21 protein-coding genes are annotated in these 19,984 nt (G+C 71.7%); 6 read left to right on the forward strand and 15 right to left on the reverse strand.

The window, feature by feature from the left end:
* The 11 genes from AB0J55_RS07085 to AB0J55_RS07135 all read right to left on the reverse strand — a co-directional run bounded on the left by AB0J55_RS07085 (window position 1) and on the right by AB0J55_RS07135 (window position 8,300).
* Window positions 1–651, reverse strand: a complete 651-nt coding sequence (locus AB0J55_RS07085; RefSeq protein WP_364244017.1) for an RNA methyltransferase — start codon at window positions 649–651, stop codon at window positions 1–3.
* A gap of 14 nt (window positions 652–665) precedes the next feature.
* Window positions 666–1,055: a DUF2784 domain-containing protein gene (locus AB0J55_RS07090; RefSeq protein WP_364244019.1), complete on the reverse strand. Its 390-nt coding sequence runs from the start codon at window positions 1,053–1,055 to the stop codon at window positions 666–668.
* A gap of 311 nt (window positions 1,056–1,366) precedes the next feature.
* On the reverse strand, window positions 1,367–1,771 hold the full coding sequence (locus AB0J55_RS07095) for an Asp23/Gls24 family envelope stress response protein (protein WP_364244022.1): 405 nt from the start codon (window positions 1,769–1,771) through the stop codon (window positions 1,367–1,369).
* A gap of 66 nt (window positions 1,772–1,837) precedes the next feature.
* The gene (locus tag AB0J55_RS07100; RefSeq protein WP_364244025.1) at window positions 1,838–2,122 is read right to left on the reverse strand and encodes a hypothetical protein; all 285 of its coding nucleotides are present in this window, start codon (window positions 2,120–2,122) and stop codon (window positions 1,838–1,840) included.
* A complete protein-coding gene (locus AB0J55_RS07105; protein ID WP_364244027.1) occupies window positions 2,119–2,481 on the reverse strand; it encodes an Asp23/Gls24 family envelope stress response protein in 363 nt (120 codons plus the stop codon). The genes AB0J55_RS07100 and AB0J55_RS07105 overlap by 4 nt, the downstream gene beginning before the upstream one ends.
* Window positions 2,478–3,014: an Asp23/Gls24 family envelope stress response protein gene (locus tag AB0J55_RS07110; RefSeq protein WP_364244030.1), complete on the reverse strand. Its 537-nt coding sequence runs from the start codon at window positions 3,012–3,014 to the stop codon at window positions 2,478–2,480. The genes AB0J55_RS07105 and AB0J55_RS07110 overlap by 4 nt, the downstream gene beginning before the upstream one ends.
* Complete coding sequence (locus AB0J55_RS07115) at window positions 3,011–3,562, reverse strand: sigma-70 family RNA polymerase sigma factor (protein WP_364244033.1); 552 nt, start codon at window positions 3,560–3,562, stop codon at window positions 3,011–3,013. The genes AB0J55_RS07110 and AB0J55_RS07115 overlap by 4 nt, the downstream gene beginning before the upstream one ends.
* A gap of 104 nt (window positions 3,563–3,666) precedes the next feature.
* On the reverse strand, window positions 3,667–4,230 hold the full coding sequence (gene pyrE, locus AB0J55_RS07120) for an orotate phosphoribosyltransferase (protein WP_206784423.1): 564 nt from the start codon (window positions 4,228–4,230) through the stop codon (window positions 3,667–3,669).
* 27 nt (window positions 4,231–4,257) lie between these two features.
* Entirely contained in the window at window positions 4,258–6,705 is a 2,448-nt protein-coding gene (locus AB0J55_RS07125) for an ABC transporter permease (protein WP_364244036.1), read from the reverse strand.
* Window positions 6,705–7,457: an ABC transporter ATP-binding protein gene (locus AB0J55_RS07130; protein WP_364244039.1), complete on the reverse strand. Its 753-nt coding sequence runs from the start codon at window positions 7,455–7,457 to the stop codon at window positions 6,705–6,707. Before AB0J55_RS07130 ends, AB0J55_RS07125 begins: the two co-directional genes overlap by 1 nt.
* 75 nt (window positions 7,458–7,532) lie before the next feature.
* Window positions 7,533–8,300, reverse strand: coding sequence for an SDR family oxidoreductase (locus AB0J55_RS07135; RefSeq protein ID WP_364244041.1), 768 nt, complete (start codon window positions 8,298–8,300; stop codon window positions 7,533–7,535).
* A gap of 69 nt (window positions 8,301–8,369) precedes the next feature.
* Here AB0J55_RS07135 and AB0J55_RS07140 point away from each other — a divergent pair, with 69 nt between their 5' ends.
* Window positions 8,370–9,311, forward strand: coding sequence for a hypothetical protein (locus AB0J55_RS07140; RefSeq protein WP_364244044.1), 942 nt, complete (start codon window positions 8,370–8,372; stop codon window positions 9,309–9,311).
* Here the strand turns inward: AB0J55_RS07140 and AB0J55_RS07145 are convergent.
* From AB0J55_RS07145 to AB0J55_RS07160, 4 genes are all read right to left on the reverse strand, one after another.
* The gene (locus AB0J55_RS07145) at window positions 9,308–10,078 is read right to left on the reverse strand and encodes a hypothetical protein (RefSeq protein ID WP_364244047.1); all 771 of its coding nucleotides are present in this window, start codon (window positions 10,076–10,078) and stop codon (window positions 9,308–9,310) included. The genes AB0J55_RS07140 and AB0J55_RS07145 overlap by 4 nt on opposite strands.
* Before the next feature lie 165 nt (window positions 10,079–10,243).
* Window positions 10,244–12,841 (reverse strand): ATP-dependent chaperone ClpB, encoded by a 2,598-nt coding sequence (gene clpB, locus AB0J55_RS07150; protein ID WP_364244050.1) that lies wholly within the window; start codon window positions 12,839–12,841, stop codon window positions 10,244–10,246.
* Window positions 12,842–12,937: 96 nt separating this feature from the next.
* On the reverse strand, window positions 12,938–14,125 hold the full coding sequence (locus AB0J55_RS07155) for an MFS transporter (protein ID WP_364244053.1): 1,188 nt from the start codon (window positions 14,123–14,125) through the stop codon (window positions 12,938–12,940).
* A 99-nt stretch (window positions 14,126–14,224) separates the two neighbouring features.
* Complete coding sequence (locus AB0J55_RS07160) at window positions 14,225–14,710, reverse strand: MarR family winged helix-turn-helix transcriptional regulator (RefSeq protein ID WP_364244056.1); 486 nt, start codon at window positions 14,708–14,710, stop codon at window positions 14,225–14,227.
* 254 nt (window positions 14,711–14,964) lie between these two features.
* On the opposite strand from AB0J55_RS07160, the gene AB0J55_RS07165 reads away from it, so the two are divergent.
* The 5 genes from AB0J55_RS07165 (at window position 14,965) to AB0J55_RS07185 (ending at window position 19,810) form a co-directional block, all read left to right on the forward strand.
* A complete protein-coding gene (locus AB0J55_RS07165) occupies window positions 14,965–16,140 on the forward strand; it encodes a globin domain-containing protein (RefSeq protein WP_364244059.1) in 1,176 nt (391 codons plus the stop codon).
* Between the two features lie 309 nt (window positions 16,141–16,449).
* Window positions 16,450–17,595: a globin domain-containing protein gene (locus tag AB0J55_RS07170; RefSeq protein WP_364244062.1), complete on the forward strand. Its 1,146-nt coding sequence runs from the start codon at window positions 16,450–16,452 to the stop codon at window positions 17,593–17,595.
* A 74-nt stretch (window positions 17,596–17,669) separates the two neighbouring features.
* A complete protein-coding gene (locus AB0J55_RS07175) occupies window positions 17,670–18,386 on the forward strand; it encodes a dienelactone hydrolase family protein (protein ID WP_364244065.1) in 717 nt (238 codons plus the stop codon).
* Between the two features lie 147 nt (window positions 18,387–18,533).
* On the forward strand, window positions 18,534–19,289 hold the full coding sequence (locus tag AB0J55_RS07180) for a lytic polysaccharide monooxygenase (protein ID WP_364244068.1): 756 nt from the start codon (window positions 18,534–18,536) through the stop codon (window positions 19,287–19,289).
* Window positions 19,286–19,810, forward strand: a complete 525-nt coding sequence (locus AB0J55_RS07185; RefSeq protein ID WP_364244070.1) for a DUF305 domain-containing protein — start codon at window positions 19,286–19,288, stop codon at window positions 19,808–19,810. The genes AB0J55_RS07180 and AB0J55_RS07185 overlap by 4 nt, the downstream gene beginning before the upstream one ends.
* Window positions 19,811–19,984: the final 174 nt, after the last annotated feature.

The following is a 19,984-nucleotide window of genomic DNA, read 5'->3' on the forward strand; positions in this document are numbered from 1 at the left end:
TCACCAGGCGCGGCCGAGGTCGGCGTGCTGCCGGATCCAGGCGTGCATGACGATCCCGGCCGCGACGCCGGCGTTGATCGAGCGGGTCGTGCCGAACTGCGCGATCGACACCACCAGCGACGCGGCTTCCTGCGCTTCGCCGGAAAGCCCCGGCCCTTCCTGCCCGAAGAGCAGGACGCACTCACGCGGGATCTCGGCCGTCTCGACCGGCTGCGACCCGGGCGTGTTGTCCACCGCGACGACGGCGAGGCCGTGCTCGGCCGCGAAGGCGATCAGGCCGTCGACGTCGTCGTGGTGACGCAGGTGCTGGTAGCGGTCGGTCACCATGGCGCCGCGCCGGTTCCAGCGCCGCCGGCCGACGATGTGCACTTCGGCCGCGGCGAACGCGTTGGCCGTCCGGACCACGGTGCCGATGTTGTGGTCGTGCTGGAAGTTCTCGATCGCGACGTGGAACGGGTGCCGTCGGCTGTCCACATCGGACACAATGGCTTCGCGGCGCCAGTAGCGGTAGGCGTCGACGACGTTGCGGCGGTCGCCGTCCCGCAGCAGCTCGGGGTCGTACCGCTCGTCCGACGGCCACGCACCCGGCCACGGGCCGACCCCGACCTCTTCGCGGCTCACCCACTCGGTGGGTCCGGGTGTTGTGCTCACCCGCCGATTGTCGCCTAGCCCAGGTGGACCGGGCGCACGTGGGTTTCCTCGTCGTGGCGGTGGCGCCACCGGTGGTACACGCCAACGTAGGAGTAGGCGACCACCACGATCGCGATGATGCCGATCGCCGGCAGCCACGACTGCGGGAACACCGTGCCGTACAGGTAGTAGGCGTTGAAGCCGCCGGGCAGGTCGCCGAGGCCCTCCTGGTGGCGGAAGTAGTTCTCCAGCGCGGTCAGCGGGCACGGCACCGGCGTCACGTTCACCAGCACGCCCCAGGCCGCGGCGAACAGGTGGACGAAGATGAGCTTCGGCCAGCGCCAGGCGACGAAGCCCCCCAGCCCGATGAGCAGCAGGGCCAGGATGTGCACCACGACGGTCACGTCGGCCAGGAACTTCGCCATCGCACCCCCCTCCACCGATCCCCCTACCAGCGACTTTACTCCGCCGCGCGGATCCGGCCGCCCTCAAGAGTGCCCCGGCGGGTGATTTTTAACCCAGCGGAGCAACCCCGTCACCTGGGCGGTGACGGAGGGGTTACACCCGGTGGAAATTCCGGTGGCCGCTTGGCGGGGTACTGCGTCGGTTCCTCGTGCGGGTACTGATCCGGTGCACCGTCCGGTTTCTTCCGGTTCGGGTCGGCTGGGCGCTGCGGTTCCGGCGGCTCCTCCATGCCCCGACGGTACGCCGGGGTGACCCGCCCGGCAGCCGGATTTCACTCAACGCGATCGCTGACTGCGGGCTCGCCGTCTTCCGGGAGGTGGACGTCGGTGACGTTGATGTTCACCTCGACCACCTGCAGCCCGGTCATCCGCTCGATCGCCGTGATCACGTTGCCGCGCACCGCTCGCGCGAGGTCCGCGATGCCGACGCCGTACTCGACGAGCACCTGCAGGTCGACCGCGGCCTGCTTCTCGCCGACCTCGACCGACACGCCCTGGCCGGCGCTGGCCGACGCGCCCGGGATGCGGTCGCGGATCGCGCTCAGCGCCCGCGCCGCGCCGCCGCCGAGGTCGTGCACGCCGGGGACCTCGCGCGCGGCGAGCCCGGCGATCTTCTGGACCACGGTGTCGGCGATGGTCGTCGTGCCCTGCTTGGTGACGAGTGCGGTCTCGGTCATGATTCCTCCCTGGATGTCCGGCGCCCCAACGGTTTCGTCACCAAGGACCGCCAGGACGGGAGGTCGTCACTGTGACGTGGGTCTCGCGAACGCCGCCCCGTCGAGGTCGGTGACCTCCAGGCGCAGCCGCACGTCCGCCCACGCCGTGCCCGCCAGCACCCGGCGCACGGCTCCGGCCGCCCGGTCCAGCAGCGGCGGGATCGGCAGCCGGGTCGCGATCAGGCGGATCCGGACCACGTCCGGCCCCAGGTCGACCGCGGGACCGTCCCAGGCCACCGGCACCGCCGGGCGGACGCCGTCCACCGCTTCGAGCGCGCCGACGATCTTCTCGACGGCTTCGGCCGGCGTCACCGGGCCTCCGGCTCGATGTCCATGATGGACACCGACACCTCGGCGACGACCAGGCCGGTCTGCTCGGCCACGAACCGCGTCACCGCGCGCTGGACCGCCCGGCCGACCGCCGCCGCCTGGTCGGCCGCCGCGGTGACCAGGTCGATCCGGATCGTCACCCGGCCGTCGGTGGTGCGGACCCGGACGCCGTCCGCCGGTGCCGGGTCGAGGCCCTTCCAGCGCTGCCGGGCCGCGCGCGTCCACGACGTCACCAGGCCGCGCAGGCCCGGTTCGAGGCGCACCACCCCCGGTGTGGTGATCGCCGCCCGCGCCGCCACGCTGGCGATCACCGGGTCGGCGATGACGTAGTCGGCGGTCATTCCCGTGGCTCCCCGTAGACATCGTCGACAAGCAGGTCGAGCTTCGCCAGCGTCAGGCCCACCCGGGCCGCGGCCGCGGCGGTCACCCGCTCCCGCACCTTCGCCAGCGCCACGCCACCGGCGGCGTGCCGCAGGCTCACCGCGAGGGTGAGGGTGACCTCGACCCCGCCGGGGACGGGCCGCACCCGGCAGCGCCGCGCCCGGACGCCGTCGACCGTGTCGGCCGCGTACCGCAGCACCGCGGCCACCGCCTGCTCGCTGACCTCGACGAACCCGGGTTCCGGGGTCGGCAGGGGCACCATCGAACCGCGCCGGGCCTCGGCCCGCACCGCCGACATGATCCGCCCGAACAGGTCCGGCGACGGCACGTCCTCCTCGGCCGCCAGCTCGGCTGTGGCCTCGCGCAGCGCCAGCAGGCTCTCGCGCGCGGCGCGGCAGTGCGGGCAGGTCAGCTCGTGCTCGTCGGCCACCGCGTCCAGCCGCGCCCACACCTGGTCGACGTCACGTTCGCAGGGCAGTTCGTAGTCCGTCATCGCCACGGCTTCATCACCTCCGCCAGCTGGGCCCGGGCGCGCGCGATCCGGCCGCGGACCGCGGTCGCGGGCACGCCGACGATTTCGCCGATCTCGTCGTAGGACCGGCCGTGCACCTCGCGCAGCAGCCAGCACGCTCGTTGCTCCGGAGTCAGCTTCTCCAGCGCCGAGTTCAACGCCGCGAGCTGGCTGCTGACCTGCACGGCTCGCTCCGGCTGGAGGTCGGCCCGCGGCGACTCGGCGGTGTCGAGGTCGACGTCGGCCCGGGGCTTGCGCGCGCGGATCGCGTTGAGGCAGCGGTTCGTGGTGGCCCGGTAGAGCCAGCCGACGAAGGCGGCGTCCTCGCTGAGCTGGCCGAGCTTGCGCCAGGCGGTGAGGAACACCTCCTGCACGACGTCTTCGGCGTCGCCGCGGTGGGCGAGCATCTTGACGGCGAGGCGGAACATCGGGCCCTGGTAGCGCAGCACGAGCTGCTCGTACGCCCGGACATCGCCGTCCCGCGCGCGGCCGACGAGGGTCACGTCGTCGAGCGGCGTAGTCGTCGTCACGGCACCTCCTCACGGGGAGGACACCGGCGGGCGGAAAACGTCACGCGGTGATTGTCGGTGACGGTGGTCACCGGGGCGAATCCGCGGATCCGCCCCGGTGGTGGTCAGTCCAGGCCGAGGTCGTCCTTGCCGAGGATGTACCGGTACTCCAGGCCTTCCTTCTCGATCGCCTCGCGCGCGCCGGTGTCGCGGTCGACGACCGTCACGACGCCGACGACGTTCGCGCCCGCCTCGCGCAGGGCTTCCACCGCCGTCAGGACGCTGCCGCCCGTGGTCGACGTGTCCTCCACGGCCAGCACGCGCTGGCCGCGGACCTCCATGCCCTCGATGCGCCGCTGCATGCCGTGTTCCTTGACCGCCTTGCGGACCACGAACGCGTCCAGCACGACCCCGTCGGTGGCCGCCGAGTGCAGCATCGCCAGTGCCACCGGGTCGGCACCCAGCGTCAGGCCGCCGGCCGCCACGTAGTCCCAGTCCGCCGTCAGCTGGCGCAGGAGCTTGCCGATCAGCGGCGCGGCCGCGTGGTGCAGCGTCGCCCGCCGGAGGTCGATGTAGTAGTCGGCTTCCTTGCCGGACGCCAGGGTCACTTTTCCGTGCACTACGGAAAGATCGGTGACCAGCCTGGCCAGTTCGAGTTTCGCCGCTTGATCCAACCCGGGGTTCGCCACGGCCGAGAGTCTTACACACGGCCGGGTTCACTCACCGGCGGATGTGGCGTCGACCGCACGCCCGCGCGTCGCCGCCCAGGCCGGGACCAGGATCGCCACCAGCGAAAGCACCACGGCGATCGCGAGCACCACCAGGTAGATCGACACCGGGCCGGACGGCAGCAGCGACCCGGTCACCACCAGGCAGAAGGGCACGATCGCCCCGGCCGCGACGAGCGTGCCGAGCAGCACCGCGATGGTCGCGATCAGGCCGCCTTCAACACCCGCCATCCGCAGCACCTGGCCGCGGGTGAAGCCGCTCAGCCGCTGCATCCCGAACTCGCGGCGCCGCCGCGCGGTGGCCATCACCAGCGTGTTCACCACGGAGATGACCGTGTAGGCGAGGATCATCCCGACGAGCAGGTAGTTGACCCAAGCGCCGATCTCGTTGCCCTTCGCGTGCGCCGCGATGAGCGTCTCCCGGTCACCGACGAACACCGGCAGCCCGGCGGTCGCCTCGCGCAGGCGGGCGGTCAGGGTCGCCGCGTCGACCCCGGGAGCGGCCTGGACCAGCAGCTGCGGCGCCAGCCCGAGCGTCGTGTGCGGGGCCAGCAGCGCGGCGGGCAGCACGAGCCGTTCGAACCCCGGGCGCTGGTGCACGACGGCGGTCACCCGCACGTCCACCGGCGTGCCGTCGCCGAGCTTCAGCGACAGCGTGTCGCCGACGTGGTGACCGAGCGTCGACGGCACCTCGACCGCGTTCCCGGTCAGCTCGCTGATCCCCAGCGCGGGCCGGCCGTCGTCGTTCTGGCCGGAGTCGAACGGTTTCTCGACGAACACCGTGCTCGTCACGTACTCCGACGCGCCGGCGACGCCCGGCACCGCGCGCACCCGGCCCAGGACCGCGGGGTCCAGCCCGCCCGGCGCGCCGACGACCGCGTCCGCGCGCAGGTCCTCGGTGAAGGCCTGGTTCGAGGCCGCTTCCTGGGTGGTCTGCAGGTAGATGTTGGCGGTCGCGATGCCGACGGCGAGCATGATCGGGGTGACCGCGCCGGCCGCCCGCACCGCGCCGACGCGGGTGTTGCGCAGCGCGACCCGGCCGTTGACGCCGGTCAGCGCGTGCACCGGCCAGCGCAGCAGCGTCGCCACCAGCTTCGTGACCCCGGGACTGATCGCCGCCAGGCCGAACGCCCACAACATCACCGCCGGGCCGGCCGTGCTGGCCGCGACCGGGCCGGTCATCACGGCGACCGTCACGATCGCGAGCGCCGTTCCGCCGCCGAAGCACAGGATCGCGGTGATCAGCCGGATCGGCGTCAGCCAGCGGCGTTCGACGGCGGCTTCGGCGAGCGCCTCGGTCGGGCGGACCCGGGAAGCGCGCCGCCCCGCCACGAAGGACGCGGCGACGACGGCCAGCAGCGACGCGCCCGCGGCGACCGTCGCCGGGACCCAGCCCTGCTCGAACCGCAGCACGTCGGGCACGACCTGGTGGTCCGTGAGCTGCCCGAACAGCCAGTTCCCGAGCACCGGGCCGAGCGCCACCGCGACGGCGACGGCGAGCAGCCCGACGACGAACGCCTCGCCGAGCACCATCCGCCGCAGCTGGCGCGGGGTGGTGCCGACCGCGCGCAGCAGCGCGAGTTCGCGCTGGCGCTGCTGCGTCGACAGCGTGAGCGTGCCCGCCACGACGAACACCATGACCAGCGCCGACAGCCCGCCCGACACCGCGGACAGCACGATCAGGTTCTCGGCACTCTTGCCCGTCTCGGGGAACTCCAGGGCACCGCGATCGACGCCGGTCGTCACGACGCCGGCGTCCCCGACCGCCGCCGACACCGCGGCGACGTCACCGCCGAAGACGCCGATGGCGTCGAAGCGGCCCGGGTGCCCGGACAGCTTCTCGGCGTCCGACGGCGCGAAGAACAGCGCGGAGTCCCGCATGGCCTGCGGCGCTTCGGCGATCCCGGAGATCCGGTACCGGCCGACCGTGCCGTGCGCGGCGACCGGCAGGGTGTCCCCGGCAGCGAGACCGAGCCCCGCGTCGACGACGACTTCGCCCGGCTTCGGCGCCTCGCCCTTCAGCGTGTACGGCGTCAGCACGGCGGAGTCCCAGGCGTGCCCGAGCACCCTGGACGCGCCGATCTGCGCCGGGAAGGTGACCTCGCCGACCACGTTCGTGACACCCGGAACCGCGCGCAGCCGGCCGGCCAGCGCCGCGTCGAGCCGGACGCGCTCGGGCAGGGTCGCGGTCTCGGTCTTGTGCTTGTCCTCGGGTTCGAGGGTCGCCGGATCTTCCCGCGGCTGCTCGAACGTCTGCTGCCCGCCGACCACGATCGGCGCCGCGGCCAGCCGCTGCACCGGCGTCTCCGACCGGATCCCGGTCTCCATCAGGCCACCGCACGCCGAGATGACCAGCGCGCCGAAGAACACGGCGACGAACGTCGCCAGGAAGCCGCCCTTGCGCAGGCGGAGGGTCCGCAGTGCGAGCTTGAACATCAGGCCGCCACCCGGCCCCAGGCCCCGAGGTGCGTCATCCGCTCGGCGACGGCCTCGGCGGTCGGCCGGGCCAGCCGCCCGGCGATCCGGCCGTCGGCCAGGAACACGACCTCGTCGGCGTAGGACGCGGCGACCGGGTCGTGCGTCACCATGATCACCGTCTGCCCGGACGAGCGGACGGAGTCGCGCAACAGGCCGAGCACCTCGGCGGCGGTGCGGGTGTCGAGGGCACCGGTCGGCTCGTCGGCGAACAGCACGGCGGGGTCGGTGACCAGGGCGCGGGCGATGGCGACACGCTGCTGCTGGCCGCCGGAAAGCTGGCCGGGCAGGTGCTTGCGGCGCCCGTCGAGCCCGACGTGCGCCAGGATCCGTTCCACCAGCCGCTTGTCCGCGCGCTTGCCGGCCAGCTGCAGCGGCAGCACCACGTTCTGCTCGACCGTCAGCGCCGGGAGCAGGTTGAACGACTGGAAGACGAAGCCGACGCGGTCGCGCCGCAGCTTCGTCAGGTAGGTCTCGTTCTTGCCGTCGAGGTCCTGGCCGTCGAGCACGACCCGGCCGGACGTCGGGCGGTCGAGGCCGGCCGCGCAGTGCAGGAACGTGCTCTTGCCCGACCCGGACGGGCCCATCACCGCGGTGAAGCCGCCGCGCGGGAACGCGATCGAAACGCCGTCCAGCGCGACCACGCCGCCGTACTCCTTGCGCACGGCGTCCAGCCGGACCGCGTCGCCTGCCTCGTGCCACCCAGTTGTCATGGGGAAAACGCTATTGAGCGAGCCCCCGGACCACCCTGGTGCGCGCGTGCGTCTTCGTGGTGGGGACAGCCCTACTCAGGTGCGGCCCTTGCCGCCGAAACCGCCGCTGATCCGGCGCAGCACCGCGCGTGGCAACAGGCCGCCGATCGCGACGACGGCCTTGTACTGCAGGCTCGGCACGGAGATCACCTTGCCGCGGCGCAGGTCCGCGAGGGCCTCGCCGACCACCTGTTCGACACCCAGCCAGGCGATTTTCGGGCCGGGTTTGCCGATGCCGGCCCGCTCGTGGAACTCGGTCGCCGTGAAACCGGGACAGAGCGCCATCATCCGGACGCCCTTCGGCAGCGAAGCGGCGATGCCTTCGGTGAAGGAAGTGACCCAGTTCTTGCTCGCCGTGTACGTCGAGCCGCGGCCGCTGAAGAACCCCGCCACGCTGCTGACCTGGATGATTTCGCCGTGACCGCGCTCGATCATGCCCGGCAGCACGGCCCGGGTGAGCCGCAGGACGGCCGTGACGTTGACGTCGAGCTGGCGCTGCAGCGCGTCCGGCGGGATGGTCCAGAAGTCGCCGTTCAGCCCGAACCCGGCGTTGTTCACCAGGAGGTCGACCGGGGCCGCCGCGAGCCGCTCCTCGACCGCCGCCCGTCCGTCCGCTTCGGACAGATCGGCGGGGAGCACCTCGACCGCGACGCCGTGGCGTTCGCGCAGTTCAGCGGCGTAGGACTCCAGCCGCTCGACGTCACGGGCGACGAGCACGAGGTCGTACTTTTCGGCGGCGAGCGTGCGCGCGAACTGCGCGCCGATGCCCGCCGTGGCCCCGGTTATGAGAGCGGTGGTGGTCATGTGGGTGAACATACTCGCTGGTCACGGGCGGACGTGCGTTCGATCGGGCCGGGAAGTATGGTCCGCCGCATGGGTAAGCACACCAGGCGCAAGAGCGGCTACCTGCCCAAGGTCGCCGCCGGCGCGGCACCCGTCGCGCTGCTCTTCGCGGCTCCCGCGACGGCGCTGGCGATCCCGGCCCCCACCGCGGCCGAGCTGACCCTGCCGCTCGACCACCGCGGCGACAACACGTTCGAACGGGACGTCTCGGCCACCGGCGACGACGGTTCGTCGGTGACGCGCGAGACCGTGACCACCACCCGCCACGACTTCCTCGCGAAGGAGATCGCCGGCGCAGTGGTCGCCAACGACCTCACGGAGTCCACGACCGCCACCCGCGAGGAGCAGCAGACGGAGACGTCGGCGCCGTCGCAGGAGTACGAGGCCCTCACCCGCACCGGACGGCACACCCTGCGGCTCGGCCAGGTCCGCGCGGGCACCGGCAACAACCAGCGGCTCGGCCAAGCCGAGGCGCGGGATCTGTCGCTCTCGCCCCTCGGCGGCTCCGCCGCGCGCCGGATCGGCCTCGGCGAGGGCGCGGCCCACGGCGTCTGGCTGGCCGACGGCGTCGACGTGCTGAGCCAGAACGCCGAACAGCTCGACACCGGCATGCACGGCACCTTCGCCGGTGACCTCCAAGGAGCGCTGTCGGCCCGCCGGTCGTCCGGCCAGGCCGCCGACCTCGGCCGCCTCGGCGCGGTCGGGATGACGTCCGAGCAGCACGCGACCGGGCAGATCACCGGCGTGCTGGACGTGGACCAAACCCACGAAGCAGGTGGGCAGCTGGGCCCGGCCTGGGGCCTGGTGAAGACGAGCCAGTCCTTCGGCCCGGCCGGCCCGGCGGGCTCGATCCGCGGCGACCTCGGCATCGACCACGTGGTCCACGCCGAAGGCGGCACGACGTCGGTCCGCGGCACGCTCGGCCGGTCGGCGTCGATCGGCGTGCTCGACCAGCCGGCGCTCGGCTTCTAGCTTTCGCTCTTCGGCGGGTCCGCGGGCGGCTGCGGCACCGGCGTCCCGGCTGCCGGGGTGCCCGGCGCGGCGGGCGCGGTGGCCTCGGACGGGACCGGGGCGCTCGCCTGGTGGCGGCCGGCGTCGTAGTCCTCGTCGAACGGGTCGACGATGTCCGCGATTTCGCCCAGGTCGCGCAGCAGGCGCTCCAGCCGCGACGGCCCGGCGGTCGGGACGACGCTGGCGAGCACCCACTCGTTCTCCAGCCAGGCCACGCCGACGTCGCCACCGAGCTGGTCCGCGGCGTCGACGAGCTCCTGGGTGATCACGACGCGGGCGCCGTCGGCGTCGTCCGCGAAGGCGTAGCGCGCGCCGATCGGGCCGAGCATCTCGGGCATGTCCGCGCGCTGGAACGGGACGCTGGACAGCCACATCTCGATCGGGATCCGGTGCTTCTTGTTGCAGCGCACCGCGACGACGACCGCGGGGATCTGCCCCTCGGTCTCGATGTCGAAGATGAACACCGGGCGGCGGCCGTCGGAGGTGAAGGTCGAACCCGCGACGACATTGACGGCGGCGTCCGCGCCGAAGTAGCCGATGGCGCCGTTCGACCACTGCTGCGGCAGCCGCTCGTCCTCCTCGACGAACTGCCAGCCGCGCAACTGTGCCCAGCGCATCCGCTCGCGGTTGCGCGAGCCCTCCTTCGCCCGGTCGGCCGCGAGCAGCCCCAGCCCCGCCACCAGGGCGACGGCCGCGATGACGAACCAGATCCACGCCGGAATACCCACGACGGCCAGGGTATCGCCTGTTACGCCGGAGGGATGATCGCCGGTCCCCGTGTCGCCGGGCCCATTCGGAGCATTTTCCGCACCGGCCGGGTCGACAAATCGCCACTGTGGACGGTCTCGTGAGTGGTAAGGCGAGTTGGAACTCGCCTTACCACTCACGAGGGGTCAGACGCGGGTGACGGTCAGCGAGTCACCGGCTTCGAGCTCCGGGCTGTCGACGCGCACGGTGTCGCCGTCCCGGATCTCGCCCGACAGCAGTTCCTTCGCCAGCTTGTCGCCGATCGCCGACTGGACCAGCCGCCGCAGCGGGCGGGCGCCGTAGATCGGGTCGAAGCCGTTGAGGGCGAGCCACTCGCGGGCGCCGTCGGTGACGTCCAGGTGCAGCCGCCGCTGGGCCAGCCGCTTGGCGAGCCGGGCGACCTGGATGTCCACAATGGACGTCAGCTGCTCGGTGCCGAGCGAGTGGAACACGACGATGTCGTCGAGCCGGTTGAGGAACTCCGGCTTGAACTGCCGCTGCACCACGTCCAGGACCGCGTCCCGCCGCTGGCGCTCGTCGAGCCCCGGGTCGGCGATGGCCTGCGAGCCGAGGTTCGAGGTCAGGATCAGGATGGTGTTGCGGAAGTCCACCGTCCGGCCCTGGCCGTCGGTCAGCCGCCCGTCGTCGAGGACCTGCAGGAGCACGTCGAAGACGTCCGGGTGGGCCTTCTCGACCTCGTCGAGCAGCACCACCGAGTACGGGCGGCGCCGGACGGCCTCGGTCAGCTGGCCGCCCTGGTCGTAGCCGACGTACCCGGGCGGGGCCCCGACCAGGCGGGCCACCGAGTGCTTCTCGGCGTACTCGCTCATGTCGATGCGCTGCATCGCGCGCTCGTCGTCGAACAGGAACTCGGCCAGCGCCTTGGCCAGCTCGGTCTTGCCGACGCCGGTGGGGCCGAGGAACAGGAACGAACCGGTCGGCCGGTCGGGGTCGGCGACGCCGGCCCGGGCACGGCGCACCGCGTCCGAGACGACCTGCACGGCCTCGGCCTGCCCGATGACGCGCCGGCCGAGCTCGTCCTCCATCCGGAGCAGCTTGCCGGTCTCACCCTCCAGCAGCCGGCCCGCCGGGATGCCGGTCCACGCGCTGACCACGTCCGCGACGTCGTCCGCGCCGACCTCCTCCTTGAGCATGACGTTCTGCTGGCTGGCCTCGCTCGCCGCGGTGGCCGCTTCGAACTCCTTCTCCAGCGCCGGGATCCGGCCGTAGCGCAGCTCGGCGGCCTTGCCGAGGTCGCCGTCGCGCTCGGCGCGCTCGGACTCGCCGCGCAGCTGCTCGAGCTGCTCCTTGAGCTCGCGGACGCGCTCGATGGAGCCCTTCTCGTTCTGCCAGCGCGCGGTCAGCGCCGTCAGCGTCTCGCGCTTCTCGGCCAGTTCGGCGCGCAGGGCGGCGAGGCGCTCCTTGGAGGCGGAGTCCTCCTCCTTCGACAGCGCCATCTCCTCGATCTCCATGCGGCGCACGGCCCGCTCGACCTCGTCGATCTCCACCGGCCGCGAGTCGATCTCCATGCGCAGCTTGGACGCGGCCTCGTCGACCAGGTCGATGGCCTTGTCCGGCAGGAAGCGCGCGGTGATGTAGCGGTCGGACAGGGTCGCGGCGGCGACCAGGGCGGCGTCCGTGATCCGGACACCGTGGTGCACCTCGTAGCGCTCCTTCAGGCCGCGCAGGATCGCGATCGTGTCCTCCGGCGACGGCTCGCCGACCAGCACCTGCTGGAAGCGCCGCTCCAGGGCGGCGTCCTTCTCGATGTGCTGGCGGTACTCGTCGAGCGTGGTCGCGCCGACCATCCGCAGCTCACCGCGGGCGAGCATCGGCTTGATCATGTTGCCCGCGTCCATCGCGCCGCCCTCGCCGGTCGCGCCGGCGCCGACGATCGTGTGCAGCTCGTCGATGAAGGTGATGACCTCGCCCGCGGAGTCGGTGATCTCCTTGAGCACGGCCTTCAGCCGCTCCTCGAACTCGCCGCGGTACTTCGCGCCGGCCACCATCGACCCGAGGTCGAGGGCGACGACGCGCTTGCCGCGCAGCGACTCGGGCACGTCCCCGGCGACGATGCGCTGGGCCAGCCCTTCGACGATGGCCGTCTTGCCGACGCCCGGCTCGCCGATCAGGACCGGGTTGTTCTTCGTGCGCCGCGACAGCACCTGCACGACGCGGCGGATCTCGGTGTCGCGGCCGATGACCGGGTCGAGCTCGCCGGCGCGGGCGCACTCGGTGAGGTCGACGCCGTACTTCTCGAGCGCCTTGAACGTGCTCTCGGGGTCCGCGCTGGTGATCCGGGCCGAGCCGCGGACCTTGGCGAACGCCTCCTGCAGCGCGTCCGGGGTCGCGCCGTGGCGCTTGAGCAGGTCGGCGACCTGGCCGCCCTCGGTCGCGAGCCCGACGAGCAGGTGCTCGGTCGAGACGTACTCGTCGCCCAGCTCGGTGGCCAGCTTCTGGGCGCGCGTCAGCGACTTCACGGCGGGGGTGTCGAACTGCGGGCTCGACACGGTCGCCCCGGTCGCCGACGGCAGCGCCGCGATGAGCGGCTCGAGCTCCTTGTGCACCACCTCCGGGTCGGCCCCGACCGCGGTCAGCAGCGGTGCGGTCAGCCCCTCACCCTGCGCCAGCAGGGCGCCCAGCAGATGGGCGGCCGACACGTGCGGGTTGCCGGCCATGGTGGCCGCCTGCGCCGCGGACGAGATCGCCTGCTGGGTCTTCGTGGTCGGGTTGAAAGCGTCCATCCCTCACCTCATGCTCGGTACTTCAAAAGTCCTGGTGACAGGCCTGACCGTGACCTGACACTATCTCTAACGCAGGAAAACTTGAGTCTGTTCCGCTCAACTTCGTCCGGGGGCGACGGCGCTCGCCGGCAAGCGCGAGCCAAGCATGCCGAGCCCGGCCACGGCCAGGCCCGCGCACGCCCCGACCAGCACCCAGGGTAACCAGTCGGCGACCGAAAACAACGAAACGACCGCGGGTGCCAGCACCTGCGCCACGGTGAACGCGTACTGGTACGCAGCGAGATAACGTCCGCGGGCCACCGGTGGTGCCGCGGCTTCGGCGAGCGCCCCCGACCGGGGCCCGAAGACCAGGTCGCCGGCCGCGAACACCAGCGTCGACCCCAGCAGGTAGGGCACCTGCCAGCCGTCGGGCACCAGCAGCACGCCCAGGCTGACCACGCACCACACGGAGAACAGCGCCGAACCGGCCCGCATCGCCGCGATCCGCGTCAGCCCGGCAGTGAGCTTCAGCGCGAACGTGCCGCCGACGCTGGTCACCACGGTGAGCAGGGCGAGGATCGCGCCCGGCAACCAGGCCGGGCCGTGCAGCCGGTCGAGCACGAACACCGGCGTGCCGATCAGGAAGAAGTCCAGCGACAGCCCGAACAGCCCGCTGAACAGGATCAACGCGAGGTACGGCCGGTCGCGCAGCACCCGGGCCGAGCGTTCGCGCTCCTGCCGGCGCGGCCGCGCGAGCCGGACGAAGAACACGAGGATCAACGCGGCCGCGAAGAACGTCAGCGCGTCCACGGCGAGCGCGATGCGGTAGCCGGCGTCCCCGAGCCAGGTCAGCAGCAGGCCCGCCGCCAGACCGCCGAGGCCGAAACAGCCGGCCCGCACCATCCCCACCACGGCGAACGGCCGATCCTTCGGGACGTCGCCCGCGACGTCGGCGATGAGCACGAACAGGGAGCTGTAGAACAGCTGCTGCCCGGCGGACAGCAGGACGGCGGCCGCCATCACCGGGCCCGGGCCGTCGGCGAGCAGGTACGCCCCCGCGCCCGCGGCCTGCAGCAGCTGGGCGCCGACCACCACGGCGCGGGGCCCGACGCGGTCCACGAGCCGTCCGGCGAGCGGCGGGACGACGAGCCCTCCGACGGCACCGAGGGTGACGGCGGTGCCGGCCACCGCCAGCGGCACCCCGACCACCTGCGTCACGTAGACCAGCGCCAACGGGAGGAACAGACCCGAGCCGAAGTTGTCGATCCCCAGCGCGCACAGCAGTGCGACCCGGTCACGCGTCACCTGCCGACGTTAACCCTGGGCAATGGTCCTAAGTCAGGACCGAACGGACAGTTTCAGGGGAGGAAAAAGCCACTTCGAGTGTGCGTCTTCCTGCCCTTGTCACTTGTTCGTGTCAGCCAGGCAGGCGGCGCTGCCGAGCGCGCGCCGGAGATCGGCGTTCATCTCCGCGAGCCGGGCGGTGAGGTCGGTGACGCGCTCGTCGTCCCAGCCGCCGAGCGCCTTCTCCATGAACTCCAGGTAGTTGACGCGCCAGCGGGCGAGCTCGGCCCGGCCCTTCTCGGACACGCTCACCAGCGACGCGCGGCCGTCCTCGGGCGCGGGACGGCGGTCGACCAGCCCGGCGGCGGAGAGCTGGGTGATCTGCCTGCTCACGACCGAGAGGTCGACGAACCGGCGTTTCGCCAGCTCGGAGGGCCGGGCCTCGCCGTTCTTCGCCAGGTCGGACAGCAGCATCGCGGCCGCCGGGTGCAGCCCGGGCTCGCTCTGCCAGGCCTGCATGATCCAGGCGTGCTGGAGCTGGGAAGCGGTCTTCAGCTCGCGCATGAGCTCGACCCGGACGTCGTCGTCGGTGTCGTCGAAGCCCATCGGAACCTCCCTTAGTTGTGCCATACAAGTTTATTGCCGGACGCTTGCTCGGGACAACCATCTCTCCGGTGAGGTCGCCCACGCCCGGCCGGGGCTGGTACACCCGGTCGGAGCAACAATGCGGGCAAAAGGCCGCCCGGCCGCTACCCTGCGGACGGGCGGTGCGCGCGGCGCATTCCGGTGACATGGAGTGACGAGGTGGCAGCAGTGGCGAAGGACCCAGGAGGCGGTCCCCGACCCGTGAACAACCTCCCATGACAGCCGATTCCGTCAGCCCGTTCCCCCGGTCTTCGGCCCCGCGCGAGGCCCCCGCGGCCGTCACGGCGATGGTCCGGCTCATCCGGGACAGCTGGGCCAAGTCGGAGCCGTACATCGCCGACATCTCGCAGTTCTTCTACGGGATGCTGTTCACCCTCGCCCCGACCACGCGCGACTTCTTCCCGATCAACATGGAGATCCAGCGCGGCAGGCTGGTCCGCGCGCTGGTGCACATCGTGCAGATGGTCGACCGGCCCGACGACCTCGCGCCGTTCCTGCGCCAGCTGGGCCGCGACCACCGCAAGTTCGGCGTGGTCCCGCGGCACTACGAAGCCGTCGGCACGGCGCTGCTGGCGTCGCTGAAGAACCACCTCGGCCGGGAGTGGACGCCCGAGGTGGAACGGGCCTGGGCCGAGGCGTTCACCATCGCCGCGCGGGCCATGCAGGACGCCGCCGCGTCCGACACGAACCCGCCGTCGTGGTCGGCCACCGTGGTCGAGCACCGGCGGCTGACCTGGGACCTCGCCCTGGTGCGGCTGGTGCCCGACCAGCCGGTCCCGTACCACCCGGGCCAGTACGTGAGCGTCGAAGTGCCGCAGCGGCCGCGGCTGTGGCGGTACCTCTCGCCGGCGAACGCGCCGCGCGAGGACGGCGGCATCGAGTTCCACGTCCGCGCCATCGACGGCGGCTGGGTGTCCCGGGCCATCGTCAGCCACACGCAGCCCGGGGACGTCTGGCGGCTCGGCCCGCCGCTGGGCCGGATGACGGTCGACCGCGAGTCGTCGCGGGGCGTGCTGATGGTCGCCGGCGGGACCGGGATCGCGCCGCTGCGGGCGATCCTCGACCACCTCGCGCTGTGGGGCGAGAACCCGAAGACGCACCTGTTCTACGGCGGGCCGGCGCGTGAGGACCTCTACGACCTCGAGGAACTGCGCGCGCTCGCGGCCACGAACCCGTGGCTGAACGTGACCCCGGTGGTGGAGCGCGGCGGCGACGTCCCCGGGTTCGAGCAGGGCACGCTCGCCGAAGCCGTCACGCGGTACGGCGCCTGGCCCGGGCACGACATCCTCGTGTCCGGCTCGCCGGCGATGATCCGCGCGACGGTGTCGCGGATGCTGGTCGCGGGCAGCGCGCTGGACCAGATCCAGTACGACCCGTTCACGATCGACTAACCCCGGCCCGGCCGGGTCGTTCCGGTGAGCAATTTCGTTACGCTTCGAGAATCAGTAACGGGTAACGGATTTATCCGGCGCACGTGATCATTTTTACGCTATGCCAGACGGGGTTGACCCCGCGTGGCCGAATTGCTCCGTTCGAGCGGGAACGCGCGTAATCACGCGCATCTGCACGGGAATTCGCCTACAGTCGGGAACCCTCGGGGGCGGCACCGCACAGCGACGCCGCGTGCACGGCATGCAAAGCCTTTGCAGGACTGGAGATTACCGTTCCCGATGAGTGCTGAATCCGTGAAGGTCTCCGCAATGCCCGAACCGCTGCCCGTTTCGGCCGTGGAAGGCCGTGAACTGGCCCGGTTGATTCGTGAAAGCTTTGCGGAGATCGAACCGAAAGCCGACGAACTGGCGCAGTACTTCTACGGCGCGTTGTTCGTGGTCGCGCCCGATTGCCGGGATCTGTTCCCGGTCACCATGACGACCCAGCGGAGCCGGTTGCTGCGCGCGCTCGTGTACGTGGTGCAGATGGTCGACCGGCCCGACGAGCTGGTCACCTTCCTCGGGCAGCTGGGCCGCGACCACCGGAAGTTCGCCGTCGTCTCGCGCCACTACGACGCTGTGGGGGTCGCGCTGATCGCCGCGTTGAAACGATTTCTCAAGGAGAAGTGGACGCCCGAGGTCGAGTCGGCGTGGACGACGGCCTACGGGCTCATCGCCAAGACCATGCGCGAGGCCGCCCAGGCGGAGACCGGGCCGGCCGCGTGGGCGGCGACCGTGCTGGAGCACCGGAAGCTCTCCCGCGACGTCGCGCTGGTGAAGGTGCGCACCGAGGGCCTGCTGCCGTACCGCGCGGGCGGCTACGTCAGCGTGGAAGTGCCGCAGCGGCCGCGGTTCTGGCGGTACCTCTCGCCGGCGAACGCCCCCCGCGGCGACGGCGAGCTCACCTTCCACGTGCGCGCGGTGCCCGGCGGCTGGGTCAGCGGCAGCATCGTCAACCACACCAGACCGGGGGACGTCTGGCGCCTCGGGCCGTCGATGGGCGTGCTGAACGTGCGCCCGACCTCGACGAAACGGCGGCTGCTCATGATCGGCGGCGGCACCGGCATCACGCCGCTGCTGGCGATCCTCGACGACCTTTCGCGCTGGAAGCGGAACCCGCCGGTGCACCTGTTCTTCGGCGGCAAGCGGCCGGAGGACCTGTACGCGCTGGACGAGCTCCGCCGGCTGGCGGCGACGTCGAAGTGGCTGACGGTCACCCCGGTCACCGAGGAAGGGGCGCTGGCCGGCGGCGACCGCGGCACGCTCGCCCACGCCGTGACCCAGCGCGATTCGTGGCGGAACCACGACATCCTCGTTTCCGGTTCGCCGCCGATGATCCAGGCGACCGTCGCGAAGCTGCTGGCCAAGGGGATCGACCTGGAACGAATATCGTACGACCCGTTCACCCTGGACTGAGTCGTGCCCGAAATGCGCTGAGAGACTCTCAGCGTCCCGCGCCGGACCCGCGAATTCTCGCTATCTTCGCCGATATGGAGATGACTATTCCGGTTTCGGACGGCACGATCGGCGGCTACCTGGCGGAACCCGCCGGCGCGGGACCACACCCGGGCGTGGTGCTGATCCACGACGCGTTCGGGCTGAGCCAGGACACGAAGAACATCACCGACCGCTTCGCCCGCGAGGGATATCTCGCGCTCAGCCCCGACCTCTATTCGCGCGGGGGGATGCGCCGCTGCGTGCGGCGGGTGTTCTCGGACATGTTCGCTCGTTCCGGTCGTTCCTTCGACGACATCGAGGCGGCCCGTTCGCTGCTCGCCGATCGGGCGGACTGCTCGGGCCGGGTCGGCATTGCGGGCTTCTGCATGGGCGGCGGCTTCGCGCTCGTCGCGGCTTCGCGCGGCTTCGAGGCGTCGGCGCCGTACTACGGGCAGCTGCCGAAGAACCTGTCGGTGCTGGACGACGCCTGCCCGATCGTCGCCAGCTTCGGCAAGAAGGACTTCGGCCTGCGGGGCGCCGCGGCGAAGCTCGAGACGGCGCTCACCGAGCGTGGCATCCCGCACGACGTCAAGGAGTACCCGGACGCGAGCCACGGCTTCGCCAACAAGATCGACACCGCGGCGCCGGTGAACCTGCTGCTCAAGGTGGTCGGGTTCACCTACCACCACGAATCGGCCGAAGACGCGTGGCGCCGGGTGACGTCGTTCTTCGGCGAACACCTGCAGCAGCCGTCCCCACCTTCGCACTGAGCCGGGCGGAGCAGCGAATTCGCCGAACGGCGGTAGTTCGTTGACCGTTGTGCCCGAATCGACTTATGGTCTAGACCACATCTTCCCCGGATGTGCTCGTTCGTCCTTCCTGGCGGAACGGCGCTGTTCCCCTTCGAGGAGCCGAAAATGACCTGGAAACGCAAGCTCTTCGCGGCCGCGTCCGGTGCCCTGCTCGCACCGGTGCTGGTCGTCGTCCTCCCCGCCGCTTCGGCGAGCGCCCACGGTTACGTGTCCGACCCGCCCAGCCGGCAGGCCAACTGCGCGGCCGGGAAGGTCCCCAACTGCGGACAGATCGTCTACGAACCGCAGAGCGTCGAAGGCCCGAAGGGGCTGCGCAGCTGCAACGGCGGGCTGTCCCAGTTCGCCGAGCTGACCGACGAGTCGAAGCCGTGGCCGGCGAAGTCGGTGGGCACGACGGTGACGTTCAACTGGGTCTTCACCGCCCGGCACTCGACGTCGAACTACGAGTACTACGTGGGCAACACCCGCGTCGCGGTGTTCAACGGCAACAACCAGCAGCCGCCGTCGACGCTGTCGCACACGGTGAACCTGGCCGGCTACTCGGGCCGGATCAAGGTGCTGGCCATCTGGAACATCGCGGACACGGCCAACGCGTTCTACAGCTGCATCGACCTGCAGGTCGGTGGCGGCGGCCCGACCACCCCGCCGCCGACCACCACCACGACCCCGCCCCCGACCACGACGACCCCGCCGCCCACCACGACCACCCCGCCGTCCAGCGGAACGTGGTCCGCGGGCACGGCGTACAAGGCGGGCGACGTCGTGACGTACAACGGCGTGAGCTACCGCTGCCTCCAGCCGCACACGGCGATCGCGGGCTGGGAGCCGCCGAACACGCCGGCGCTTTGGCAGCGCCTGTGAGAGTGGTCCTGGCCGTCGTCGCGCTGCTGCTGACCGGTTGCGCGACGACGGCCGCCCCTTCGTACAACGCGGCCGACGTGATGTTCCTGCAGATGCTGATTCCCCAGAACGAACAGGGGATCGAGATCGTGAAGCTGGCTTCGGCTCGCCCGGTCCCGGCGGCGGTGAAGGAGCTGGCGAAGGCGATCGAGGTGACGCAGCAGACCGAGGTCGCGGACATGCGGCGGTGGCTGGCCGAGTGGAAGCAGCCGGAGACGGTGGCCCCGGAGGCCCACGCGGGTCACGGCGGCATGAAGATGACGTCGCCGGACCTGGTGGGAGCGCTGCGGTCGGCGCCGGACAGCGAGTTCACCCGCCGGTTCCTGGACGTCCTCACGGGACAGCAGCAGGGAGCGGTCGAGCTGGCCCAGACGGAGAACGGGACCGGCGGCGGGGTCAACGCCCAGGCCCGGGACTTGGCGCGGCGGGTGATCGAGTCGCGGACGGCCGAGGTCAAGCAGCTGCTCAACGTGAAGACGTGATCCCGCGGCCGCGATCCTGTCTGAGCAGGCCCCCGTTTCCACGCTACCGGCGAGCACCGACAGTTTCCGGTCCCGGAGAGCCATGAGCCGGAAGCTGTCCACCCCCATCCGCGCGAAAGGGCCTCCCCGGTCGCCCGGGGAGGCCCTCTTCGCTTGAATCGTCAGCGGCGCTCG

Source organism: Amycolatopsis sp. NPDC049688, from assembly GCF_040674975.1.
Classification (GTDB): domain Bacteria; phylum Actinomycetota; class Actinomycetes; order Mycobacteriales; family Pseudonocardiaceae; genus Amycolatopsis.